This window comes from Tateyamaria armeniaca (assembly GCF_045797845.1).
In the GTDB taxonomy this organism is placed as follows: Bacteria; Pseudomonadota; Alphaproteobacteria; order Rhodobacterales; family Rhodobacteraceae; genus Tateyamaria; species Tateyamaria armeniaca.
Genome location: NZ_JBHDIY010000002.1, coordinates 2,572,079 through 2,592,450, shown reverse-complemented (window position 1 = coordinate 2,592,450; position 20,372 = coordinate 2,572,079). Strand labels below are relative to the sequence as shown.

The 20,372-nt window shown below is 62.0% G+C and carries 15 protein-coding genes and 3 pseudogenes; 7 read left to right on the top strand and 11 right to left on the bottom strand.

From position 1 onward, the window contains the following. Positions 1-51: 51 nt before the first annotated feature. Positions 52-677 (top strand): annotated as a pseudogene (locus tag ACERZ8_RS13060) (J domain-containing protein). Here the strand turns inward: ACERZ8_RS13060 and ACERZ8_RS13055 are convergent. Continuing rightward, complete coding sequence (locus ACERZ8_RS13055) at positions 670-1,131, bottom strand: hypothetical protein (protein WP_407592611.1); 462 nt, start codon at positions 1,129-1,131, stop codon at positions 670-672. The pseudogene ACERZ8_RS13060 and the gene ACERZ8_RS13055 overlap by 8 nt on opposite strands. A gap of 190 nt (positions 1,132-1,321) precedes the next feature. Here ACERZ8_RS13055 and cobS point away from each other — a divergent pair, with 190 nt between their 5' ends. From cobS to ACERZ8_RS13030, 5 genes are all read left to right on the top strand, one after another. Continuing rightward, the gene (gene cobS / locus ACERZ8_RS13050) at positions 1,322-2,308 is read left to right on the top strand and encodes a cobaltochelatase subunit CobS (protein WP_407592610.1); all 987 of its coding nucleotides are present in this window, start codon (positions 1,322-1,324) and stop codon (positions 2,306-2,308) included. 15 nt (positions 2,309-2,323) lie between these two features. Then, positions 2,324-3,028, top strand: coding sequence for an aspartate/glutamate racemase family protein (locus tag ACERZ8_RS13045; protein WP_407592609.1), 705 nt, complete (start codon positions 2,324-2,326; stop codon positions 3,026-3,028). Beyond that, on the top strand, positions 3,025-4,902 hold the full coding sequence (cobT, locus tag ACERZ8_RS13040) for a cobaltochelatase subunit CobT (RefSeq protein WP_407592608.1): 1,878 nt from the start codon (positions 3,025-3,027) through the stop codon (positions 4,900-4,902). Before ACERZ8_RS13045 ends, cobT begins: the two co-directional genes overlap by 4 nt. Positions 4,903-4,948: 46 nt before the next feature. Then, positions 4,949-6,739, top strand: a complete 1,791-nt coding sequence (locus tag ACERZ8_RS13035) for an aminopeptidase P family protein (protein ID WP_407592607.1) — start codon at positions 4,949-4,951, stop codon at positions 6,737-6,739. A gap of 74 nt (positions 6,740-6,813) precedes the next feature. After that, positions 6,814-7,158, top strand: a complete 345-nt coding sequence (locus ACERZ8_RS13030) for a DUF427 domain-containing protein (protein ID WP_407592606.1) — start codon at positions 6,814-6,816, stop codon at positions 7,156-7,158. Between the two features lie 239 nt (positions 7,159-7,397). Here the strand turns inward: ACERZ8_RS13030 and ACERZ8_RS13025 are convergent, their stop codons facing one another. The 5 genes and pseudogenes from ACERZ8_RS13025 to ftsZ all read right to left on the bottom strand — a co-directional run bounded on the left by ACERZ8_RS13025 (position 7,398) and on the right by ftsZ (position 14,574). Beyond that, on the bottom strand, positions 7,398-9,086 hold the full coding sequence (locus ACERZ8_RS13025) for a chloride channel protein (protein ID WP_407592605.1): 1,689 nt from the start codon (positions 9,084-9,086) through the stop codon (positions 7,398-7,400). Between the two features lie 92 nt (positions 9,087-9,178). Continuing rightward, positions 9,179-10,826: pseudogene (recN, locus tag ACERZ8_RS13020) on the bottom strand (DNA repair protein RecN). 40 nt (positions 10,827-10,866) lie between these two features. Then, entirely contained in the window at positions 10,867-11,733 is an 867-nt protein-coding gene (locus tag ACERZ8_RS13015; RefSeq protein WP_407592604.1) for an outer membrane protein assembly factor BamD, read from the bottom strand. A 97-nt stretch (positions 11,734-11,830) separates the two neighbouring features. Beyond that, positions 11,831-12,755 (bottom strand): annotated as a pseudogene (gene lpxC / locus ACERZ8_RS13010) (UDP-3-O-acyl-N-acetylglucosamine deacetylase). A gap of 196 nt (positions 12,756-12,951) precedes the next feature. Further along, positions 12,952-14,574 (bottom strand): cell division protein FtsZ, encoded by a 1,623-nt coding sequence (gene ftsZ / locus ACERZ8_RS13005; protein WP_407592603.1) that lies wholly within the window; start codon positions 14,572-14,574, stop codon positions 12,952-12,954. Positions 14,575-15,139: 565 nt separating this feature from the next. On the opposite strand from ftsZ, the gene ACERZ8_RS13000 reads away from it, so the two are divergent. Further along, positions 15,140-15,901 (top strand): VPLPA-CTERM sorting domain-containing protein, encoded by a 762-nt coding sequence (locus ACERZ8_RS13000; protein ID WP_407592602.1) that lies wholly within the window; start codon positions 15,140-15,142, stop codon positions 15,899-15,901. Here the strand turns inward: ACERZ8_RS13000 and ftsA are convergent, their stop codons facing one another. The 5 genes from ftsA to ACERZ8_RS12975 all read right to left on the bottom strand — a co-directional run bounded on the left by ftsA (position 15,902) and on the right by ACERZ8_RS12975 (position 20,354). Then, positions 15,902-17,236 (bottom strand): cell division protein FtsA, encoded by a 1,335-nt coding sequence (gene ftsA, locus ACERZ8_RS12995; RefSeq protein WP_407592601.1) that lies wholly within the window; start codon positions 17,234-17,236, stop codon positions 15,902-15,904. It abuts the gene before it with no gap. A gap of 9 nt (positions 17,237-17,245) precedes the next feature. After that, complete coding sequence (locus ACERZ8_RS12990; RefSeq protein WP_407592600.1) at positions 17,246-18,121, bottom strand: cell division protein FtsQ/DivIB; 876 nt, start codon at positions 18,119-18,121, stop codon at positions 17,246-17,248. After that, positions 18,109-18,990, bottom strand: a complete 882-nt coding sequence (locus tag ACERZ8_RS12985) for a D-alanine--D-alanine ligase (RefSeq protein ID WP_407592599.1) — start codon at positions 18,988-18,990, stop codon at positions 18,109-18,111. Before ACERZ8_RS12985 ends, ACERZ8_RS12990 begins: the two co-directional genes overlap by 13 nt. A 136-nt stretch (positions 18,991-19,126) precedes the next feature. Next, a complete protein-coding gene (gene murB / locus ACERZ8_RS12980) occupies positions 19,127-20,044 on the bottom strand; it encodes a UDP-N-acetylmuramate dehydrogenase (RefSeq protein ID WP_407594265.1) in 918 nt (305 codons plus the stop codon). A gap of 16 nt (positions 20,045-20,060) precedes the next feature. Beyond that, a complete protein-coding gene (locus ACERZ8_RS12975) occupies positions 20,061-20,354 on the bottom strand; it encodes a hypothetical protein (RefSeq protein WP_407592598.1) in 294 nt (97 codons plus the stop codon). Positions 20,355-20,372 lie beyond the last annotated feature (18 nt).

Sequence of the window (20,372 nt, the reverse complement as noted above, 5' to 3'; positions counted from 1 at the left end):
CCTCGCCCTCATAGCCTAAACTTGAGCGCCTGAGTCGAAAAGGACCAACCCATGCGCAAGTCTGATCCATTTGGTTTCGATATGTCCGTCTCGTCGGCAAAAAGAAGAATCCGCGCGGCCGTCGCGGCATGTCGGGGGCATCCGAAACCTCAACCCGGATCTGTGATCATGAGGGATGTGAAGAGGCCGGCAAGTTCCGCGCGCCCAAGGCACCGGACGTGCTGGATGACTTTTTCTGGTTCTGCCAGCAGCACGTGCGCGAATATAACCTGAAATGGAATTTCTTTGACGGCACGACCGAGGCCGAGATTAACGCACAGCAGTCCAAGGACAAGGTGTGGGAACGTGCCACCAAACCCATGACCGACCCCGAGGCCCGCGCATGGGCCCGTTTGGGCATCGAGGACCCGCATCAGGTGCTGGGCAAGAATGCGACCCAGAATCCGGGGCGCGGCGGCAATGCAGCCGCCCGCAAACTGCCCCCCACCGAAAAGCGGGCCATCGAAATCCTTGAGACCACCGCAGATGCCACCAAGGCTGATGTGCGCAAGGCCTACAAGGCGCTGATCAAGGTGCTGCACCCCGACATGAACGGCGGGGATCGCAGTCAGGAAGAACAGCTGCAAGAAGTCGTCTGGGCCTGGGACCAGATCAAGGACAGTCGTAATTTCAAATAGTTGCACGACGTTCGACCCGTGCACCAACGTGCATCGCCCAACCTGACAACAGCCAGATCCCGGCAACAGCCGGGCTGGTGCTGATCCCGTCCATCAATGCCATGATGCCAAAGGGCGCGCCCTCGGACACAGCATGTGCGAGGGTTGCAGCGCTTAACTCCATGGCCTCGATCACGACCAGTGTCGCCCCGATCACCGCCCCCAGCAGCGTTGCAATGGGCCAGCCCAACAGCGCGCAAAACGCGCCGCGGCGTCCCGCCCGGCCAAAGGCATCGGCAAGGATCAATCCGGCGATCCCGGCTCCGACGGCACCTGCCCCCATCATCACGGCCATAGGCGGCAAGAACCGCGCCAAATGACCCCCCCACAAGGACATGGTCTGGGCCACCGCACCTCCGGCCATGGCGGTAAGGGCGGCACATCGCAGACGGGGCGCGTAAGTGAGAAACTGCATTTCAATGATCCTTTGACTGATTGCCCGCCCTGTCTGCCCGGCAATTGTGCATTTGCGCAGGACCAGTTGCGCAGCGTTCGTGCACTTTATGGTCTCCGGCCTGCCCTTCCCCTTGCCCTTCCCCGCGTTATGTTGCACCACGATCAGCGCGCCCAAACCGGGCGCGCAAACAGCTTTAAGGAACGGCGAAATGGCGGACGGCGCGATGGATATCAATGCAAAACCAAGCGAAGACATCTCCGTCCGCGAGGTGTTTGGCATTGATACGGACATGAAGGTCAAAGGCTTTGCCGAGGCCAGTGACCGTGTGCCCGTCGTCGACGAAACCTACAAGTTCGACCCCGATACCACGCTGGCCATCCTCGCCGGGTTTTCGCACAACCGCCGCGTGATGATCCAAGGCTATCACGGAACGGGCAAGTCGACCCACATCGAACAGGTCGCTGCGCGTCTGAACTGGCCTGCCGTGCGGGTGAACCTTGATTCCCACATCTCCCGGATCGATCTGATCGGCAAGGATGCGATCAAGTTGAAAGACGGCAAGCAAGTCACTGATTTCCAGGAAGGTATTCTGCCCTGGGCCTTGCGCAATCCATGCGCCATCGTTTTTGACGAATACGACGCGGGCCGCGCAGACGTGATGTTCGTGATCCAGCGCGTGCTGGAAGTGGACGGCAAGCTGACCCTGCTTGACCAGAACCAGGTGATCGAACCCCACCCCTATTTCCGAATCTTCGCGACCGCCAACACAGTCGGGCTTGGCGACACCACGGGCCTTTATCACGGCACCCAACAGATCAACCAGGGCCAGATGGATCGCTGGTCGCTGGTGGCCACGCTCAATTACCTGAGCATCGATGCAGAGACCGCCATCGTGCTGTCCAAGAACCCGCATTACAACACCGCCGAGGGGCGCAAAACCGTCAAACAGATGGTGACTGTCGCCGACCTGACCCGCACGGCCTTCATGAGCGGTGATCTCTCGACCGTGATGTCACCGCGGACGGTGATCGCATGGGCCCAGAACGCCGAGATTTTCCGCAACGTGGGCTATGCGTTCCGTCTGTCTTTCCTCAACAAATGCGACGAGTTGGAGCGCCAGACGGTGGCCGAGTTCTACCAGCGCCTGTTTGACGAGGAACTGCCGGAATCAGCGGCCAGTGTGAGCCTGGGATAAAGCGGCGGGGGCGGGATGCATATCGGCCTGATTGGCGGCATTGGTCCTGCAGCCACAATTTCATATTACCAGCGGCTGAGTGCTGCGATGCGCGCCGCCGGGACCCCGCTGGAGCTGACAATTGTCAACGCGGATGTGGACACGCTGCTGGCCAACAACACGGCCGGAAACACGGATGCGCAGGCGCGGGTCTATGCGGGGCTGATTGACCGGTTGAAGGCTGCGGGTGCCGATTGCGTCGCCATCACGTCGCTGGGCGGGCATTTCTGCTTTGATCAGACGGTCCCTCTGTCCAGCCTGCCCCTTGTCAGTGCAGTCACGCCGCTGGATGCGCATTTTGCCAGCCAAGGTTTTGAAACCGTAGGGCTTTTGGGCACCGGCGTTGTCATGCGCACGCAGCTTTATGGCCAGCTTGATAGCACAGGGGCCGTGGTACCGGACGACATCGATGGTGTTGGAAAGATGTACACCGACATGGCCATCACCGGCGCGTGTACCGATGCGCAGCGCGCCTTCTTTGTCGAAGAGGGGCGCAAGCTGGTGGCCAACAAGGGCGCGCAGGCTGTCATTCTGGCCGGAACGGACCTCAATCTTGCCTTTGACGGGCGCGACGTGGGCTATGAAGTCGTCGATGCCCTTGATATTCATGTGGCTGTGCTGGTTGACCTCGCAACCGGGCGCGCCACCCTGTCTGACCATTCCGTAGGCGGTTCTGCATGAGCACCCAAAACGACAACCCCGCCGATCAGTTCAAAAAGGCACTGGCCGAGGCCACCAAGGTCATGGCCCATGACCCGGAATTGACCGTCAGCTATTCGGTCGACCCGTCGGGCGTGTCGGGCGATGCGATGCGCTTGCCGCAGGTGTCGCGCCGCATGACGCGGGACGAAGTGTTACTGGCGCGCGGCACGGCGGATGCCCTTGCGCTCCACCGCCGCTATCACAACGGGCAGACCCATGCCCGTTATAACCCCCAGGGGGAAATGGCCCGCGATTTGTACGAGGCGATGGAAACCGCACGTTGCGAGGCGATGGGCGCGCGTGACATGCCGGGCACGGCAGGCAACATCGATGCCAAGATCAAGAATGACGCGATGCGCCGCGGCTACGATCAGGTGAAACAGGCCAGCGACGTGCCCTTGGCCGCCGCTGCAGGCTACCTTGTCCGCCATCTTGCCACTGGCCGCGATCTGCCCGGCGGTGCGCAGAACGCGATGGAGTTGTGGCGCGGGTTCATCGAGGATCAGGCGGGCGGAACGCTGGATCGTATGGACGATCTGTTGGACGATCAGGCCGCCTTTGCCCGTTTTGCGCGGCAGGTGATCACCGATCTGGGCTATGGCGATCAGCTGGGCGATGACCCGGACCAGATCGACGAGGATCAGGAAGACGAGGCCGAAGAAGGCTCGGACGAGGATCAGGACCCCGACAGCACAGGTCAGGACGATCAGGATCAGGACGACGAGGATGCCGCCCCCGAATCCTCGCAGGAAGAGCAGCAGGATGCGTCCCAGGCCCAGGTGTCGATGGATGACATGGCCGATCAGGAGCTTGGCGAAGAGGCCGAGATGCCTGACGGCGAGGCCCCGCTGGAGCCCCCACCCCCGCAGCCCATGTCAGAGGCCGATCCGAATTATCAGGTCTATCTGTCTGAGCACGATGAAGAAATTGCCGCAGAGGATCTGGCCGAACCAGTAGAGCTGGAGCGCTTGCGCGCCTATCTCGACCAGCAGTTGGAGCCGCTGAAAGGTGCGGTGAGCCGCCTTGCCAATAAGTTGCAGCGCCGTTTGCAGGCGCAACAGAACAGGTCTTGGGAATTCGATCTGGAAGAAGGCACACTGGATGCCGGGCGTCTGGCGCGTGTCGTGGCCAACCCGACCACGCCCCTGTCTTTCAAGGTCGAAAAGGACACCGAGTTCCGCGACACCTGCGTGACGCTGTTGCTGGACAATTCGGGCTCGATGCGTGGTCGTCCTATTTCCATCGCCGCCATCTGCGCCGACGTGCTCGCCCGCACGCTGGAACGCTGCAACGTCAAAGTAGAAATCCTCGGCTTTACCACCCGCGCATGGAAAGGTGGTTTGGCCCGCGAGGCCTGGCTGAACGATAGCCGCCCGGCCCAGCCCGGCCGTCTGAACGATCTGCGCCATATCATCTACAAATCCGCCGACGCCCCATGGCGGCGCACGCGGCCCAATCTGGGGCTGATGATGAAGGAAGGCCTCTTGAAGGAAAACATCGACGGTGAGGCGCTGGAATGGGCGCACCGCCGCATGGTGCACCGCCCAGAGGCGCGCAAGATCCTGATGGTGATTTCTGATGGCGCCCCCGTCGATGACAGCACGCTGTCCGTGAACCCCGCCAACTACCTGGAAAAGCACCTGCGCGACGTGATCGCGATGGTGGAACGCAAGCGCGCCGTCGAGTTGCTGGCCATCGGCATCGGCCATGATGTGACCCGGTACTACGACCGTGCGGTGACGATCACGGATGTGGAACAACTGGCCGGTGCCATGACCGAGCAACTGGCGGCCCTGTTTGACAGTGACCCACGGGCGCGGGCACGCGTCATGGGTATGAAGCGCGCAGGCTGAGACCGGCCCTCCGGGGGGAGTTTATTTGGCGAGATGAAGGTGGATCATGTTTCAGTCATTTGAGGTCACCGCCCGGCCCGAACAGGGCCCACCCCGCCTTGAGGCCTTGCGCGCCGAGTTGGAAGCTGAAGCGCTGGCCGGATTCCTTGTGCCCCGCGCGGATGCGCACCAGGGCGAATATGTCTCGGCCCGGGATGAACGTCTGGCGTGGCTTACGGGTTTTACCGGGTCGGCGGGGTTTTGCGTTGCTTTGCGCGACGTGGCGGGCGTGTTCATCGACGGGCGTTATCGCACGCAAGTCAAGGCGCAGGTGGCCGATGTCTATACACCGGTGCCCTGGCCCGATGTCACCCTTGCCGCGTGGTTGAAAGAGCAATTGCCCGAGGGTGGGCGCGTCGGATTTGATCCGTGGCTGCACACACCGGGACAGATGGAACAGGCGCGCGAGGCGCTGGCAGGCAGCGGTGTCGAACTGGTGCAAAGCCCCAATCTGGTGGACCGTGTCTGGCCCGACCAGCCCGCCCCCGCGACAGCTCCGGCCAAGGTCCACCCGCTTGAATTTGCAGGTGAAAGCCATGCAGACAAACGCGCGCGCCTTGGTGCGGCATTGTCTGATGCCGGTGCTGCCTGCGCCGTAATCACCCTGCCGGATTCCTTGTGCTGGTTGCTCAATATCCGCGGCGCCGACATTCCGCGCAATCCCATTGCCCAAGGCTTTGCCATTCTGCATCGCGACGGCGCGGTCGATCTTTTCATGGCGGGTATCAAACTCGACGACGTGGTGGATCATCTGGGTGACGGCGTCACCTGCCACATGCCCGATGCTTTTCTGGCCGCCCTTGAGGCGCTTGAGGGGCCCATACGCCTCGACAAATCCACTGTGCCCGTCATCGTGGCGGACACCATCGGTGATCGCGTGCAATGGGGGGATGACCCCTGTGCCCTGCCCAAGGCCTGCAAGAACGCAGCCGAGATCGCAGGCAGTGCCGAGGCGCATTTGCGTGACGGCGCGGCGGTTGTCGAACTTCTGGCATGGCTCGACGCCCAAGCCCCGGGCAGCTTGCGCGAAACGCAGGTCGTCAGCCAGTTGGAAGGGTTTCGCCGCCGCGACAACGCACTGCAGGACATCAGCTTTGAAACCATTGCGGGCACCGGCCCCAACGGCGCGATCATGCATTACCGCGTGACCGACGTGACGGATGCGACCCTGCAGGACGGACACCTGATCGTGCTCGACAGCGGCGGGCAGTATCTGGACGGCACCACCGACATCACCCGCACCATTGCCATCGGCACTCCACCCGACGAGGCGCGCACCGCCTTTACCCGGGTGTTGATGGGCATGATCGCCATGTCCCGCCTGATCTGGCCCAAAGGGCTGGCGGGGCGCGATATCGAGGCCATCGGACGCGCCCCGCTGTGGTATGCCCATCAGGATTTCGATCACGGGCTGGGTCACGGCGTCGGGGCCTATCTGTCGGTGCATGAGGGCCCGCAACGGCTGGCGCGCACCAGCCACGTGCCGTTTCAGCCGGGCATGATCCTGTCCAATGAGCCGGGATATTACCGCGAGGGGGCGTTCGGTATTCGCATCGAAAACCTGCTGGTTGTGGAAAAGGCCCCGCCGCCCGAGGGTGGAGACGCACACCGCGAGATGCTGAAGTGGCGCACGCTGACCTATGCGCCCGTCGACCGCAACCTGATCGTGCCGGACATGTTGGACGCCGCATCACGCGACTGGTTGAATGCCTATCACGCCGAAACGCTCGAGCTGATTGGCCCCCGCGTGTCCGACACTGCCCACGCGTGGCTTGTCGAGGCGTGTCGCCCGCTCTAACTCTGGCAGCACCGTCACGCATCTGTTACACGTAGCGTTCATCACGATGCACACGCGCAAAAAGGAGGCTTTCCATGGCCGATCACATCACGATCCGCAAAGCAGAAGGCACCTGGACTGTGCGCGCAGGCGGGGCCGTTCTGGGCGAAAGCCAGAATGCGCTGGAACTGAGCGAAGGGGATTATCCCAGTGTGATCTATTTCCCGCGCGACGACATCGCGATGGCATTTCTGGACCAGACGGACAAGGTCACCCACTGCCCGCACAAGGGCGATGCCACCTATTTCTCTGTCGTGACCAAATCGCAGACGCTGGAAAACACGGTTTGGAGCTATGAGGCCCCGAAAGACGGTGTGGCCCGGATCAAGGACCATCTTGCGTTTTACACCAGCGAAAACATCGCGGTTGAGAAGATTTAGGTTGCGTTCACGAAGGTGAACGCAACCAGTGGCAAGGGTTGCTTTGCACCGCAAAGCGACCAGCCACACAGACGATCCATAAAGAGACCACGCTGCAATTCACGAAGGTGAACGCAACCGGTGGCAAGGGTTGCTTTGCACCGCAAAGCGACCAGCCACACAGACGATCCAAAGGGCACGACGGAGTGGGTCGGCGGGCGGGCGCCTTTGCCGTCAGGCAAATAGAGCCGCCCGACGCCTCAACTATGCTCTTCCGCTGCCGTTGCCGCCAACGCGCGGTTATAGGCCTTGAGTGCGTCCACGTGGAACACCGCCCCCTTCAGTTCCGGCGCGGAATCCTTGCCCGTCAAAGTGACCACTGGAATGAAGGGCACCAACGTCCGGTCAAAGATCGGCAGGGCCACTTCCAGCGTGGCCACCGCGTCCACGTAAATCCCCTCTCCGATCAGTTCCCAACATCGCGCCTCATCCGCGGCCCGTGCGTGATCTGGTTTGCGCATAACGGAACTGACACTGAACATGGCCAGCAGATAGGCCTGCGGTCCGGCGGCCAGATGCACGCCTTTGCGTTCAAGCTGGGTCAGGAAAAAGCTGCGATCGACCAGACGTGAGGCCAGCGCCGTCGACATTGACACGGCGACCATGACAGCGAGGCCCGTCTGCCAGTCGCCCGTCAACTCGAACACGATCAGCGTGGTCGAGATCGGCGCGCCCAAGACCGCAGCGGCCACCGCCCCCATGCCCGCCAAGGCATAAAGCGATACCGACCCCGACACATCCGGGAACACGGATGTTGCGATCAAGCCAAAGGCCAGCCCTGACAGGGCCCCGATCATCAGCGAGGGGGAAAAGACCCCGCCCCCCATGCGGCCCGCCATGGTGATGGCAACGGCCGCCGTCTTCATCACCACGAACACCATGACTTCGTTCAGGGCCAGTTTCCCGGTCAGGGCCAGCGATGTCGTTTCATAGCCCACCCCGATGATGTGGGGATAAAAGATCGCCATGCCACCCAGCAGGACACCCGCCATGGCCGGGCGCAGCCAACGCGGGATGCCTGTGTATTTCTGGAACGCCGTGCCGACATCGTCTGTCCAGAAAATCGCGCGCATCAGCACAACGGCAACTAGGCCACAGACAAGGCCCAGCAACAAAAAGGCGGGCAGTTCCTGATAAAACACCAATTCATTCTGTTCGGGCAGCATGAATTCGGTGACATCGCCGAACTCCAGACGGTTGATCACGGTGCCTGCGACCGACGCGATGACGATAGGCGCAAAGGCGTGGACAGCGAAATGGCGCAGCACGACTTCGAGGGCGAACAAAGCGCCTGCAATGGGGGCGTTGAAGCTGGCTGAAACGGCGGCTGCGACGGCGCATCCCAGCAGATCGCGCCCGGTGATCCCGTCCGCACTGATCCAGCGCGACACCTTGGTGGAAATGACGGCGGCAATGTGGACCACTGGCCCTTCCCGCCCTGTCGAGCCGCCCGAAGACAGGGTGATGAAGCTCGCAAAGGCAGAGGCGATCCCCGCCTTTGTGCCCACCTGCCCATTGCGCAATGCCGCCCCCTCGATCACGTCGGCGACGCTGCGCGCCGTGCCGTCGCGGGTAAAATTGTGCAGGATCAGCCCGGTCAGCAGGCCACCGACAATCGGGATCACAAGGATCAGGTACCACGGCAAATAGGACGCGAAACTGTGCAGGTGTTGAACATCGTCCGTGCCATAAAGCCAGGCTTGTGTCGCCTCGATCCCCTTGCGGAAAAACAGCGCGGCAAAGCCTGCGGCGATCCCGATGGCCAGTGCGATGAACCAGAACTGGATCTGTGACGGTCCGCGATCGCGCAACACCAGCCACCCGTCCCGGCACGCGTTCATCGCGAGGTCAAATTGCTGGGCAATCAGGGGGCGTTTGGGGTCGGCCATGGGTCAGCTGCGGGTCGCAATGCGCAAGGAATACCTAGGTTTAGGCCAAATGCTGCACCTGCGTAACCCCAGAGCGGATCAAACCTGTGGCACTAAGGGGTCAAAAGCGCACGTGCAGCGCCGCGCGCCTCGTCTGTGATCGTGTCACCGGCCAGCATCCGCGCGATTTCGTCGACCCGCGCATCGGCCGCCAATGGCACGACAGTCGAGGTTGTCATATCGCCAGACACCTGTTTTTCCACCCGCCAGTGGTGCGCGCCAAGGGCTGCGACCTGCGGCGAATGGGTGACCACCAAAACCTGCCCGCCCGAGGCCAGTGTGGACAAACGCCGCCCGACCGCATCTGCCGTGGCCCCCCACGCCGCGGTCGATTTCGTCAAAGATGATGGTCAGGCCCGACTGTTCGCGCGTCAGGCACACTTTGAGCGCCAGCAAAAAGCGGCTGAGTTCACCACCCGACGCGATCTTGTTGAGCGGCCCCGCAGGTGCGCCGGGATTGGTGGCAACGGAGAACGCGACAGCGTCCTGCCCTTCAGGGCCTGCGGCCTCGTCCATGATTTGTGTGGCGAAGACCGCCCGCTCCATTTTCAGCGGGGCGAGTTCGTGCATGACGGCGGCATCAAGGTCCTTGGCGGCACGGGTGCGCGTCTTGCGCAAGTCAGCGGCGGCCGCGTCATAGGCGGCCTCGGCATCAGCCAGTTCGCGCGTCAGGCGGCTCAGATCCGCATCGCCCGCCTCAAGGGCCGCCAGCTTGGCCCGCAAATCTTCGGCAAACCCGTTCAGCGCCTCGGGCACCACCCCGTGTTTGCGGGCCAGCGCGCGAATGGCGAAAAGGCGTTCTTCGGTGTCCTCAAGATCGGTTGGGTTGAACTGCATCGTCTCAAGGGCGCGCAGAATGCCATCGCTTGCCTCGTCCAGTTCGGCCAACGCGCGCCCCAGGGCTGCGAGCGGCGCATCCAACTGCCCCTCGGCCTGTTCGGCCACGCCATCAAGCCAGCGGATCGCATCGCTCAGCGCCCCTTCGGCCCCGTCATGGCCCAGACCCTGATGGGCGCGCTGCACATCTTCGCGGATGCGCTCGGCCCCCTGCATCATGCGGCGGCGCGTATCGAGTTCGGCCTCTTCCCCCGGTTGCGGATCAAGCGTGTCAAATTCGGCGACTGCGTGGCGCAAGAACTCCTCTTCGGCGCGGATGGCAGCCATCGCCGCTTCGGCATCGGCCAGCGCCTTGCGGGCGCGGCCCATCTCGCGCCAGCGTGTGCGGGTGGTTTCGCGGGCATTCTCGTTTCCGGCAAAGGCATCCAGAATGGCGCGGTGCCCGCGTGGGTTCAAAAGGCCCCGGTCGTCATGCTGGCCATGCAGTTCGATCAACGTCTCACTCAAGGCGCGCAGCACGTCGCCCGAACAGCGCCGATCATTGACCCACGCTGTCTTGCGCCCATCGGCCGTGTTGACGCGGCGCAGGATCAACTCGTCCGCCGCAGGCCAGCCCGCATCCTGCAAAACGGCGTGGGCCGGATGATCGGGCCCGATGTCGAAGGACGCGGTGACCTCGCCCTGCGATGCGCCCTGACGGACCAACTCAGCCCGCCCGCGCCAGCCCAGCACAAATCCCAAGCTGTCCAGCAAAATGGATTTACCGGCCCCGGTCTCGCCTGTCAGCACATTAAGACCGGGCTGAAACTCAAGCTCCAGCCGGTCAATGATCAGCATGTTCGAAATATCAAGCCCGCGCAGCATCAGTGCCTGTCCATGATAAGACGGTCACCCCGCCATGACCCTAGAGCCAACGCCCCTTGATCATCTGACGATAGACCTGCGCCAGCCAGTTGTTGCCGCGTGCGCGCATCTCAAGGCCGCGCCCGGTCAGCAACTTGTAGCTGTCATCGTACCACTCGGTCGATTGGTAGTTATAGCCAAGGATGGCACCCGCCGTCTGCGCCTCGTCTGTCAGACCAAGTGACAGATAGGCCTCAACCAGCCGGTGCAACGCCTCGGGCGTATGCGTGGTGGTCTGAAAATCCTCGACCACGACGCGGAACCGGTTGATTGACGCGGCAAAGTTGTCGCGGCGCAGGTAGAAGCGCCCGATTTCCATCTCTTTCGCAGCCAGATGGTCAAAGGCCAGATCAAACTTCAGGATCGAGGATTTGGCGTATTCGCTGTCGGGATAGCGTTCGATCACTTCACGCAAGGATTGCAGCGCCTGAAATGTCAGGCCCTGATCGCGCCCGATCTCGTCAATCTGGTCGTAATAGCTGAGGGCCAGCAGGTATTGGGCATAGGCCGCATCTTCGTCATCGGGGTAAAAATCGATGAAGCGCTGCGCGGAGGAGCGGGAATTGGGATAGTCCCGGTCCCGGTGATAGGCAAAGGCCTGCATGATCAGCGCCCGGCGCGCCCAGTCGGAATAGGGATAAAGGCGTTCGATCTCGGAGAAATAGAACGCCGCCTCGCTCAGATCGTCCTGTTCCAGCTCAAATTCGCCGCGCTCGAAAATCTGCTGCGCGGTGAAGTTTTCAAGCGGGACTTCCTGTTGATTGAAGAAGCCACCTGTCGTTGGACGCCCGGAGTTGCCGCACGCGGCAAGGATCGCCGTACATGCCAGAACTGTGGCCAGTCGCGAAATGGATTTGCCGCGGATCATGCTACCCCCAAACGACGCTCAACACCGCCCTGTTTCGGGCTGTTTGAGGTTCTTTAACACAAACTGATCAAGGGATAAAACGCCGATTTTCTCCGGCTCAGGCAACTTCTGGAATCTCGTCCCAGACAAGGCCCGCACCGGGCAGCAATGCCGCCATTTCAGCATCGCATGTCACCATACGCACCGCGCCGGGTGTGGCGAACAATTCGCGCAGCAACTGGTTGGTCAGGGTGTGGCCTGCACGCACGCCGGTGTAGTGCCCGATCAGCGGTGCACCGGCCAGTGCGAGGTCCCCAAGCGCGTCCAGCATCTTGTGGCGCACAGGTTCGTCCTGGTGGCGCAGCCCGCCGGGGCTGGCCACGTGATCGCCGTCAAACACAACGGCATTGACACCGGGCGCACCACCCAGGGCCAGGCCGCTGGCCTGCATCTTTTCAACGTCGCCCTTGCGGCAGAATGTGCGGCTGTCGCTCAGTTCGCGGGCAAAGCTGCCGTTGGACATGTTCAGCGACTTGGACTGACGGCCAATGGCTGCGTCTTCAAAGTCGATGTGAAAGTCGATGCGCATCACTAGCGAGGGCGCGATGGTCGCGCTTGCATCACCTTGGGTGACGGTCACGGTCTTCATCACTTCGAACGCACGCACGCGCGCGGGAAGGCGACGCAGACCGCGCTGCATGATACCACGCACAAACGGCACGGCAGACCCGTCAAGGATCGGCACTTCGGGACCATCAATTTCGATCAGCGCATTGTGCACGCCGCAGCCCGCAAGGGCGGCCATCACATGTTCCACGGTGCCAACGGTCACGCCAGCCTCGTTCACGAGGGTTGTGCACAAGGGCGATTGGCGCACCACATCGTAACGCGCGGGGATCATTGTGTCGCCGTTTTCGATGTCTGTTCGGCAGAACCAGATGCCGTGTTCCGCCATGGCAGGACGAGATCGTCAGGCGCGCTGGCTTGCCGGAATGCAGCCCGCGTCCTGTAAAATAGATTGGTCCTTTGACTGTCGCCTGCACTGGGCCCACCCCGTTACGTTTGTTGAGATCGAGATTTATGGACTGCAGGCGGAACACTCAACTCAATCTTTGTAACGGTCTGAAACATGCCGCAACGTGATTTCCGGTTGCGCGGCAGCGAATCTGCAATAGGCTGTTTTGAAACGAAAAAAGGGCCGCCTGCTGGCGACCCTCTTTTTGGGATTGTGAGCGAAAATCAGTTCGCCTGACGCCGCAGGAAGGCGGGAATTTCAATCCGCTCCTGATCCGGGTCCACCGCTTCTGCAGGCTTGGGCGCGGGCGCCGGGGCCGCTGCGGCACGGGCCTGAACGGGCGGTTGCTGGCGCGAAGGGCGCTGATCGCCGGGGGCCGCTTCGTTGGTGCCGGTCATGCGGTTGATCAACGAATTGATGCCGAACCGGGGCTTTTCCCCGCCTTGTGGTGCGGGTGCGGCGGCCTGTGGCTGGGGTGCGCGGTTGGGCGCGGCCTTTTGCGTGGCCGCGCGCAAACGTGCCAGCGCTTCGGGCGACGGTGTGCCCGGTGCAGGCGCACGCGGTGCGACGAATGTTTCAGGCTCAGGCGTTGGTTCAAACGCCGCCACTTCGGGGCGATATGCCGGGGGTGGCAGGCCGTCATCGGAGGATGCAGGCTCTTCCTCGGCAAAGATGTCTTCGGCCATGTCCTCGGCTGCGGCGCGGTTCACGTCCAGCTCTTCGAACAGCGTGGGCTCTTCTGCGGCGGCGGCCACGGGTGCAGGTGCCGGTTCGGGCATCTGCCGTGGCTCAGGCGCTTGGTCAGCGTCGGATGTCGAGAATGACGCGGGCAATGGTGCGGCCATCGAACGGCGCGGCACGGGCACTTCGGAATGGACGTCAGTGGCGTCAATGCCTGTGGCCACAACGCTGACGCGCATCATGCCTTCCATCGCCGTATCGAGGGTCGAGCCGACGATGATGTTGGCGTCCGGATCGACTTCTTCGCGAATGCGGTTGGCCGCTTCGTCCAGTTCGAACAGGGTCAGATCGTGCGCACCGGTGATGTTGATCAGCACGCCCTTGGCACCGCGCAGGGAAATCTCGTCCAGCAGCGGGTTGGCGATGGCCTTCTCGGCGGCCTGGATGGCGCGATCTTCGCCCTCGGCCTCGCCTGTGCCCATCATCGCCTTGCCCATCTCGTCCATCACAGCGCGCACGTCCGCAAAGTCGAGGTTGATCAGGCCCGGACGGACCATCAGGTCCGTGACCCCTTTGACGCCTTGATAAAGAACGTCGTCCGCCATCGAGAACGCCTCGGTAAAGGTTGTTTTTTCATTGGCCAGACGGAAAAGGTTCTGGTTGGGGATGATGATCAGCGTATCGACCATCTTTTGCAGGGCCTCGACACCGTCTTCGGCCTGCTTCATCCGCTTGGCCCCTTCGAACTGGAAGGGTTTGGTCACAACGCCGACGGTCAGAACGCCCAGCTCACGCGCTGCCTGCGCGATGATCGGTGCCGCACCTGTTCCGGTGCCGCCGCCCATACCGGCGGTGATAAAGCACATGTGCGCACCGGCCAGATGATCGACGATCTGCTCGATGGATTCTTCGGCGGCAGCCGCACCGACACTGGCGCGGGCCCCTGCCCCAAGACCTTCGGTGACCTTGATGCCCAGTTGGACCCGGTTGCCGGCGGCAGATTGCTGCAATGCCTGCGCATCCGTGTTGGCCACAACGAATTCGACGCCGTCCAACTCTTTTTCGATCATGTTGTTGACAGCGTTGCCGCCAGCACCACCCACGCCAAAGACGGTGATCCGGGGTTTCAGCTCGTCATTGCCGGGCATCGAAAGGTTCAGAGTCATGGGTCAATTCCACCTGTTTGGTTGGCCGCATTCGCGGGTGTTCTTGTGCCTAAATTTCCGCAATCCTATCGTTCTGCGGCCCCAAGGTCACCCAAAAAACGCAAATTATCCACAAAATATAGGCAAAGCTCTGCCTGTCGCTACGGGATTTGGCAAAAACGACCAGATGTAGGGGGCTTACAGGGCAAAGCTACCACGGGCGCGGACCACAGGGCCACGCCGAACGCATTGCGAAGTACACGCAATGGTAGTTTCAAGCTCAGGTGCGACTGCTCTCTTTTGCCGCCGGGCCTCTGACGGGCCTTGTGGATAAGTCTATACGCAGACACGCAAAAACCCAAGCGATTCGATCACGCGAAACGCGGCGCATCGGCAAAGAATTGCGGCACGATTTCACTTTTGCATCCGTGTCAGCCCCACCGTCAGCCGGACTGCAGGCGAATTTCATGGATTTTGCGAAAAAGCGCGGATATCTTGCCCGCATACTGAGACGTATTGTCTAATTCATTCCGGGGCAGTGCCCCCAAACCTATTAAACTCGGGGGGTCACATGCCGACCATTTCATTGCGCAATACCATCACACCGTCTCGGCGCGTTCTGCGGACAAGCCGCCACCGGATACGCTCGCTCACTGTAGCGCTTGGCCTGTTTGCCGCCCTGTCGCTTGGCGCGGCAACCGCGCAGGCCGCGACGATGACAGTGTCGGACACGGATTCCGACAGATACAGTTTTATCAGCAGTCTGACAAAACAATCCAGCAGCAGAGGCACGAGCACATCGCGGTCCGTCACCAATTCCGATCAAACCGCGTTGAGGCTGAACAAATTCGACCCCACACTCGGGATCCTTCAGTCCGTGCGGATCAGCGGAACCGTCGGATTTACCCGCTCGATAGGCAATGTTTCGGTCTTTTGCAGAGACGATGGTTTGGTAAACAGCAACTGTGCAAGTTCGTCGGCCAGCCAATCGTCGAGCGGGAACGCAAACATTGACAATCCGTTCGATAGCCAGGGCTATGGGTTGTCCTTCAATACACTTATCAGCCCAGCTCAATTCGCTGACCTGATCGGAACGGGAACCTTTGTGGTGCCCTGGCGGGTTTCCCTCTTTCATTCGGCGCAGGCAAACTGCACACCCAGCAGATTTACCGATATCACAGACTGTGACGTTTCGGCGCGCACGACGTTCAACTTCTCGGTCAGCGCAAGTGTCACCTATACGTACATGACCCCGCCGCCACCGCCGCCAGCAGTGCCACTGCCAGCTTCGGGTCTGTTGCTGTTGGGCGGGATTGCCGCATTGGGGCTGCGCCGCCGCGTGCGCTGATCACCAGTTTTCGCGGAACCACTTGACCGCGCGGCGCAAGCTGCGCGCCGAGTGGCGGTCATGGGGGATGTCGAAATCCCACCATTCGTCCTGCGGGTGCGCCGCAAACAGCGCTAGGCCCACAGCCGAGGCAAAGGATGGCCCCGTCGCCGCCTGTGGCAGACCATGAACCCGCAAAGGACGGCCCAGCCGCACCTGCTGGCCCAGAATTTTGCTCGCCAGCCCATCCAGCCCCGGAATCTGGCTGCCCCCACCGGTCAGCACGATCTGCTGGCTGGGCAGGTGGTCAAAGCCTGCCGCGTCCAGACGCTGACGTACTTCTTCAAGGATTTCCTCGACCCGCGGGCGCATGATACCGATCAACTCGGCGCGCGACGCCGTGCGGCGGTCATGTTCATAATCGCCTGAATCGCCACCGATCTCGATCATTTCGCGGTCATCCATCCCTGTCGCGTGCACGCCGCCGTAAAACGTCTTGATGCGCTCAGCATTGGCCGTGGGCACCTGCAGCCCCATCGAGATGTCGGATGTCACGTGATCCCCACCCATGCGCACGGCATCGGCAAAAATCATGTGTTTCTTGATGAAAATCGACACACCGGTCGACCCGCCGCCCATGTCGATGCAGGCGGCGCCCAATTCCTGTTCATCCTCGACCAGCGCGGCAATGCCCGACACGTAAGCCGAGGACGCAATGCCCGCCAGCTCCAGATCACAGCGCTTGATGCAATGGGCCAGATGCTGCACGGCGGGGGCATCGACGGTCAGCATATGCATGTCCACGGCCAGTTCGTTGCCCAACTGCCCGCGCGGGTCAGACAGACCCGAGCGGTGATCGAGCGCAAAGTTGACTGGTTGGGCGTGCAGCACTTCGCGCCCCTCGCCATAGTCCGGCACATCGCAGCGGGCCAGCACTTGCGCGACATCCTGTTCGGACACCATCTGCCCTTCCAACTCGACCTGCGCGTCCAGCCCATAGCTGCGCGGTTCTGCCCCGGCAAAACAGGCGATGACATGATCGACGCGGATGCCAGCCATCTTCTGCGCGGCTTGCAGGGCGGTGCGGATCGCACGCTCGGTTTCCTGCATCGCACAAATCTCGCCAAAGCGCACACCGCGCGACCGCGTCGTCGCCGCCCCGATGACGCGAAAACCCGACTGCCCGGCAAGGGATCCGATCTCGCCCTCTTCGCCCAGCTTGGTCGTGCCATCAAAGCGCAGCACGAGGCAGGCGATCTTGGAACTGCCGACATCCAGAATGGCCACCACGCCCCGCTGCATCGCGATCTTGCGCATATTCCGCATGCTGCGTTGGTTTTGATAAAGGTCAGTCATGGCTGCTACTCATTGTTCGGAATTCAATTGTCGGATGCGCCACCATTCTTCGGTGGCGGTCGAATTCATGCGCACGGTCGGGCGTTCGGACAGGCGCAGATCGACACGGGCCACATCGCGGCGCAACACGTCGTCCACCTGATCCAGCGCAAGGGCGCGTTCCAGCGCGCGCACCGCTCCGGTGCTGGGCAAAAGGATGCGCTGATCGCGGTCCAGCACCACATCCCAGCGCCGGTTGCCAAGGCGCACAAGGCCGCGCAGACGGTTGCCCAGCGGCGCACCTGCGGCCATCAACTCAAGCGCTTCGCCCACATGTTCGGGCGCGCCGTCCCCGGCGATCACGGGCAGGTCCGGGCGCAGGCCGCGCCGCGCGATTTCGGCAATATGCGCGCCTTCGCCATCGATCAGCGTCAGCCCTTCGGCAGTGCGCCAGATCGCAATCGGCACGCGGGGGGTGATGTCGACCTGCAAAATGCCGCCCGGGCGAATGCGCACGCTGGCCTCTTTCACTGGGGGCATCTCAAGAATACGGGCGCGCATGGCGTTCGGGTCCAGATCAAAGGACGAGACGGGAAAATCAAGCGGGATGGCCTGGCGGATGGCCGCATCCAGATCCGTGTCCCCGCCGTCAATCGCCATCAGGTTGACCATGAATTCCGGGCGCTGTTCGATGGCCGCGCGCGCCTCGGCCACGGTGTCCTGAATGGCGGCCTGATTTTGCGGATCCGACAGGAACCATGTCGCCACGGACAGAGTGGCCACAAAGGGCAGACCGGCCCGCAGTCCAAACCGAAACAGCGGGGTCAGCATCAGACGCTGCATCCGCCATGACCAGCGCGACGGGGCGGGATCGGGTCGGTTGGGGCGGCGGTTTACCGGTTGCATGAGGCGTCCTCCACCATCCACGCGCACAATTCGGCAAAGGAGATGCCTGCCGCCGTCGCCTGTTCGGGGGTCAGCGATGTGGGCGTCATGCCGGGTTGCGTGTTGGTTTCCAGCAGGATCAGGCCCGCGGCCCCCTTGCTTTCGTCCCAGCGGTAGTCGGTGCGGCTGACCCCCCGGCATCCCAGCGCGTTGTGGGCACGCACGGCGTAGTCGAGGCACAATTCGGTGATTTCGGTTGGCACATCCGCCGGGATCACGTGGCGCGACCCGCCGGGCTTGTATTTGGCATCGTAGTCATACCAGCCATCGGTCAGGATGTCGGTGACGCCCAAAGGCCGCGTGCCCATTACGGTCGTCGTCAACTCGCGCCCGGGGGCAAAGGCTTCGACCATGACCATATCTGGCATCTCTTCGCCCAATTGGGGTGGGCCATTGGCGGCGTCATGCACAAGGTAGACGCCGACGCTCGACCCTTCGTTGTTGGGTTTCACGACATAAGGCGGCGGCATCACGTGATCGGCCTTCACGTCCGCTGCGGGCACGATGATGCTGCCGACCACCGGCAATCCGGCGACGCGGTAGACCTCCTTGGTGCGCTGTTTGTCCATGGCAAGGGCCGAGGCGAGAACGCCGGAATGGGAGTAAGGAATATGCAGCCACTCAAGAATACCCTGCACGCAGCCATCTTCGCCCCACCGCCCATGCAGACAGTTCAGAACGGCGTCCGGCTTTTCGGATAGCAAAACAGAAGCAAGATCGGGGCCTGCATCGACCTCGACCACCTCATACCTATTCAAACTCCGCAGCGCGGCAGCGCAAGGTTTCCCACTGGACAGCGACACTTCGCGTTCAGCCGAAGGGCCACCCATCAATACCGCCACTTTCGGAGTCGTCCCGCTCGACTGACCCGCCATGTGCCTCTGGTTCCGGGGTTCTTTTAGCGAACCCTCATTTGTAATGCCGTTGTTTTAATCGTTTTTTCGGCCTGCCTTGCGCGCCGGTGACTTAAGCCTGTTCGCCGATGCGCATGATTTCCCATTCTAGCGTGATACCGCTTGAATCGTAAACCTTTTTTCGCACCTCTTCGCCCAATCCTTCGAGGTCGGCTGCCGTTGCATCGCCGGTGTTGATCAGGAAGTTGGAGTGCTTTTCGCTCATCTGCGCGCCGCCCCGACGCGCGCCGCGCATGCCTGCGTCATCAATCACCTTCCACGCTTTCAGATCGTGGACATCATCGGCCTGCCCCGTCGATGAAAAGCCCGCCGGATTGCGAAAGGTCGACCCGGCACTGCGATCCTTTGTCGGTTGGGTTGCATCCCTCTTGGCCAGTTGATCCGCCATCCGGGCATTGAGTGCATCCGGATCGCCCGATGGCCCGCGCAAGGAAACAGCCGTCAGCACAGCCCCTTCAGGCAGATCGCTCTGACGGTAGCGGAAATTGAGGGCCTCGGCGGTCAGCGTTCTGATGGTCCCGTCGCGCAGCACAACCCGCGCCTCTTGAAAGACATCCGCCGTGTAGCTGCCGTAACAGCCTGCATTCATGCGCACCGCCCCGCCAATCGTGCCGGGAATGGTGCGCAGAAAGGTCAGATCGACGCCGGCATCCGCTGCCCGGCGCGCCACATGGGCATCAAGGGCCGCCGCCCCTGCCCGCACAGTGTCACCGTCAATCTCGATCCCGTTGAAGCCACGCCCCAGCCGGATCACCACGGCGCGCAAACCGCCATCGCGCACAATCAGGTTGCTGCCCACGCCCATCACGAACACCGGCACGGACGGATCAAGGGCGGCGAGAAAATCGGACAGGTCCTGCACGTCGGCAGGCTGAAACAGCCAGTCGGCAGGGCCACCCACACGCAGCCATGTGAGGGTCGAGAGGTCTTTTTGCGCCGTCAGGGTGCCGCGCACCGGGGGAAGGGAAATGCCGCTTGTCACCAGATCATCCGTTGTCGGGGTCGTGCCTTGCAGCCCCTTGCCGTGCCCCGCGCCATTTTGCAACACCCACAGCGCCGGTGATCAGCGCAAGCAGCACCGACGGCCCCATGACGAGGACAGGCAGTAAGGGCAGACCGGGTTCAACCGATCCTTCCGTCGCCGTGAACACATAAGCGAGGCCAACCACCATCAGCGCCAAAGCAAAGATGGAGTACCCCCACCACCCGTAACTGCGTGCACAAACCCAGCTGAAATATCCAATGACGGGGATCAGGACCAGTGTCAGGTATTCGGGCATTTGGGGGCTCTATACCCG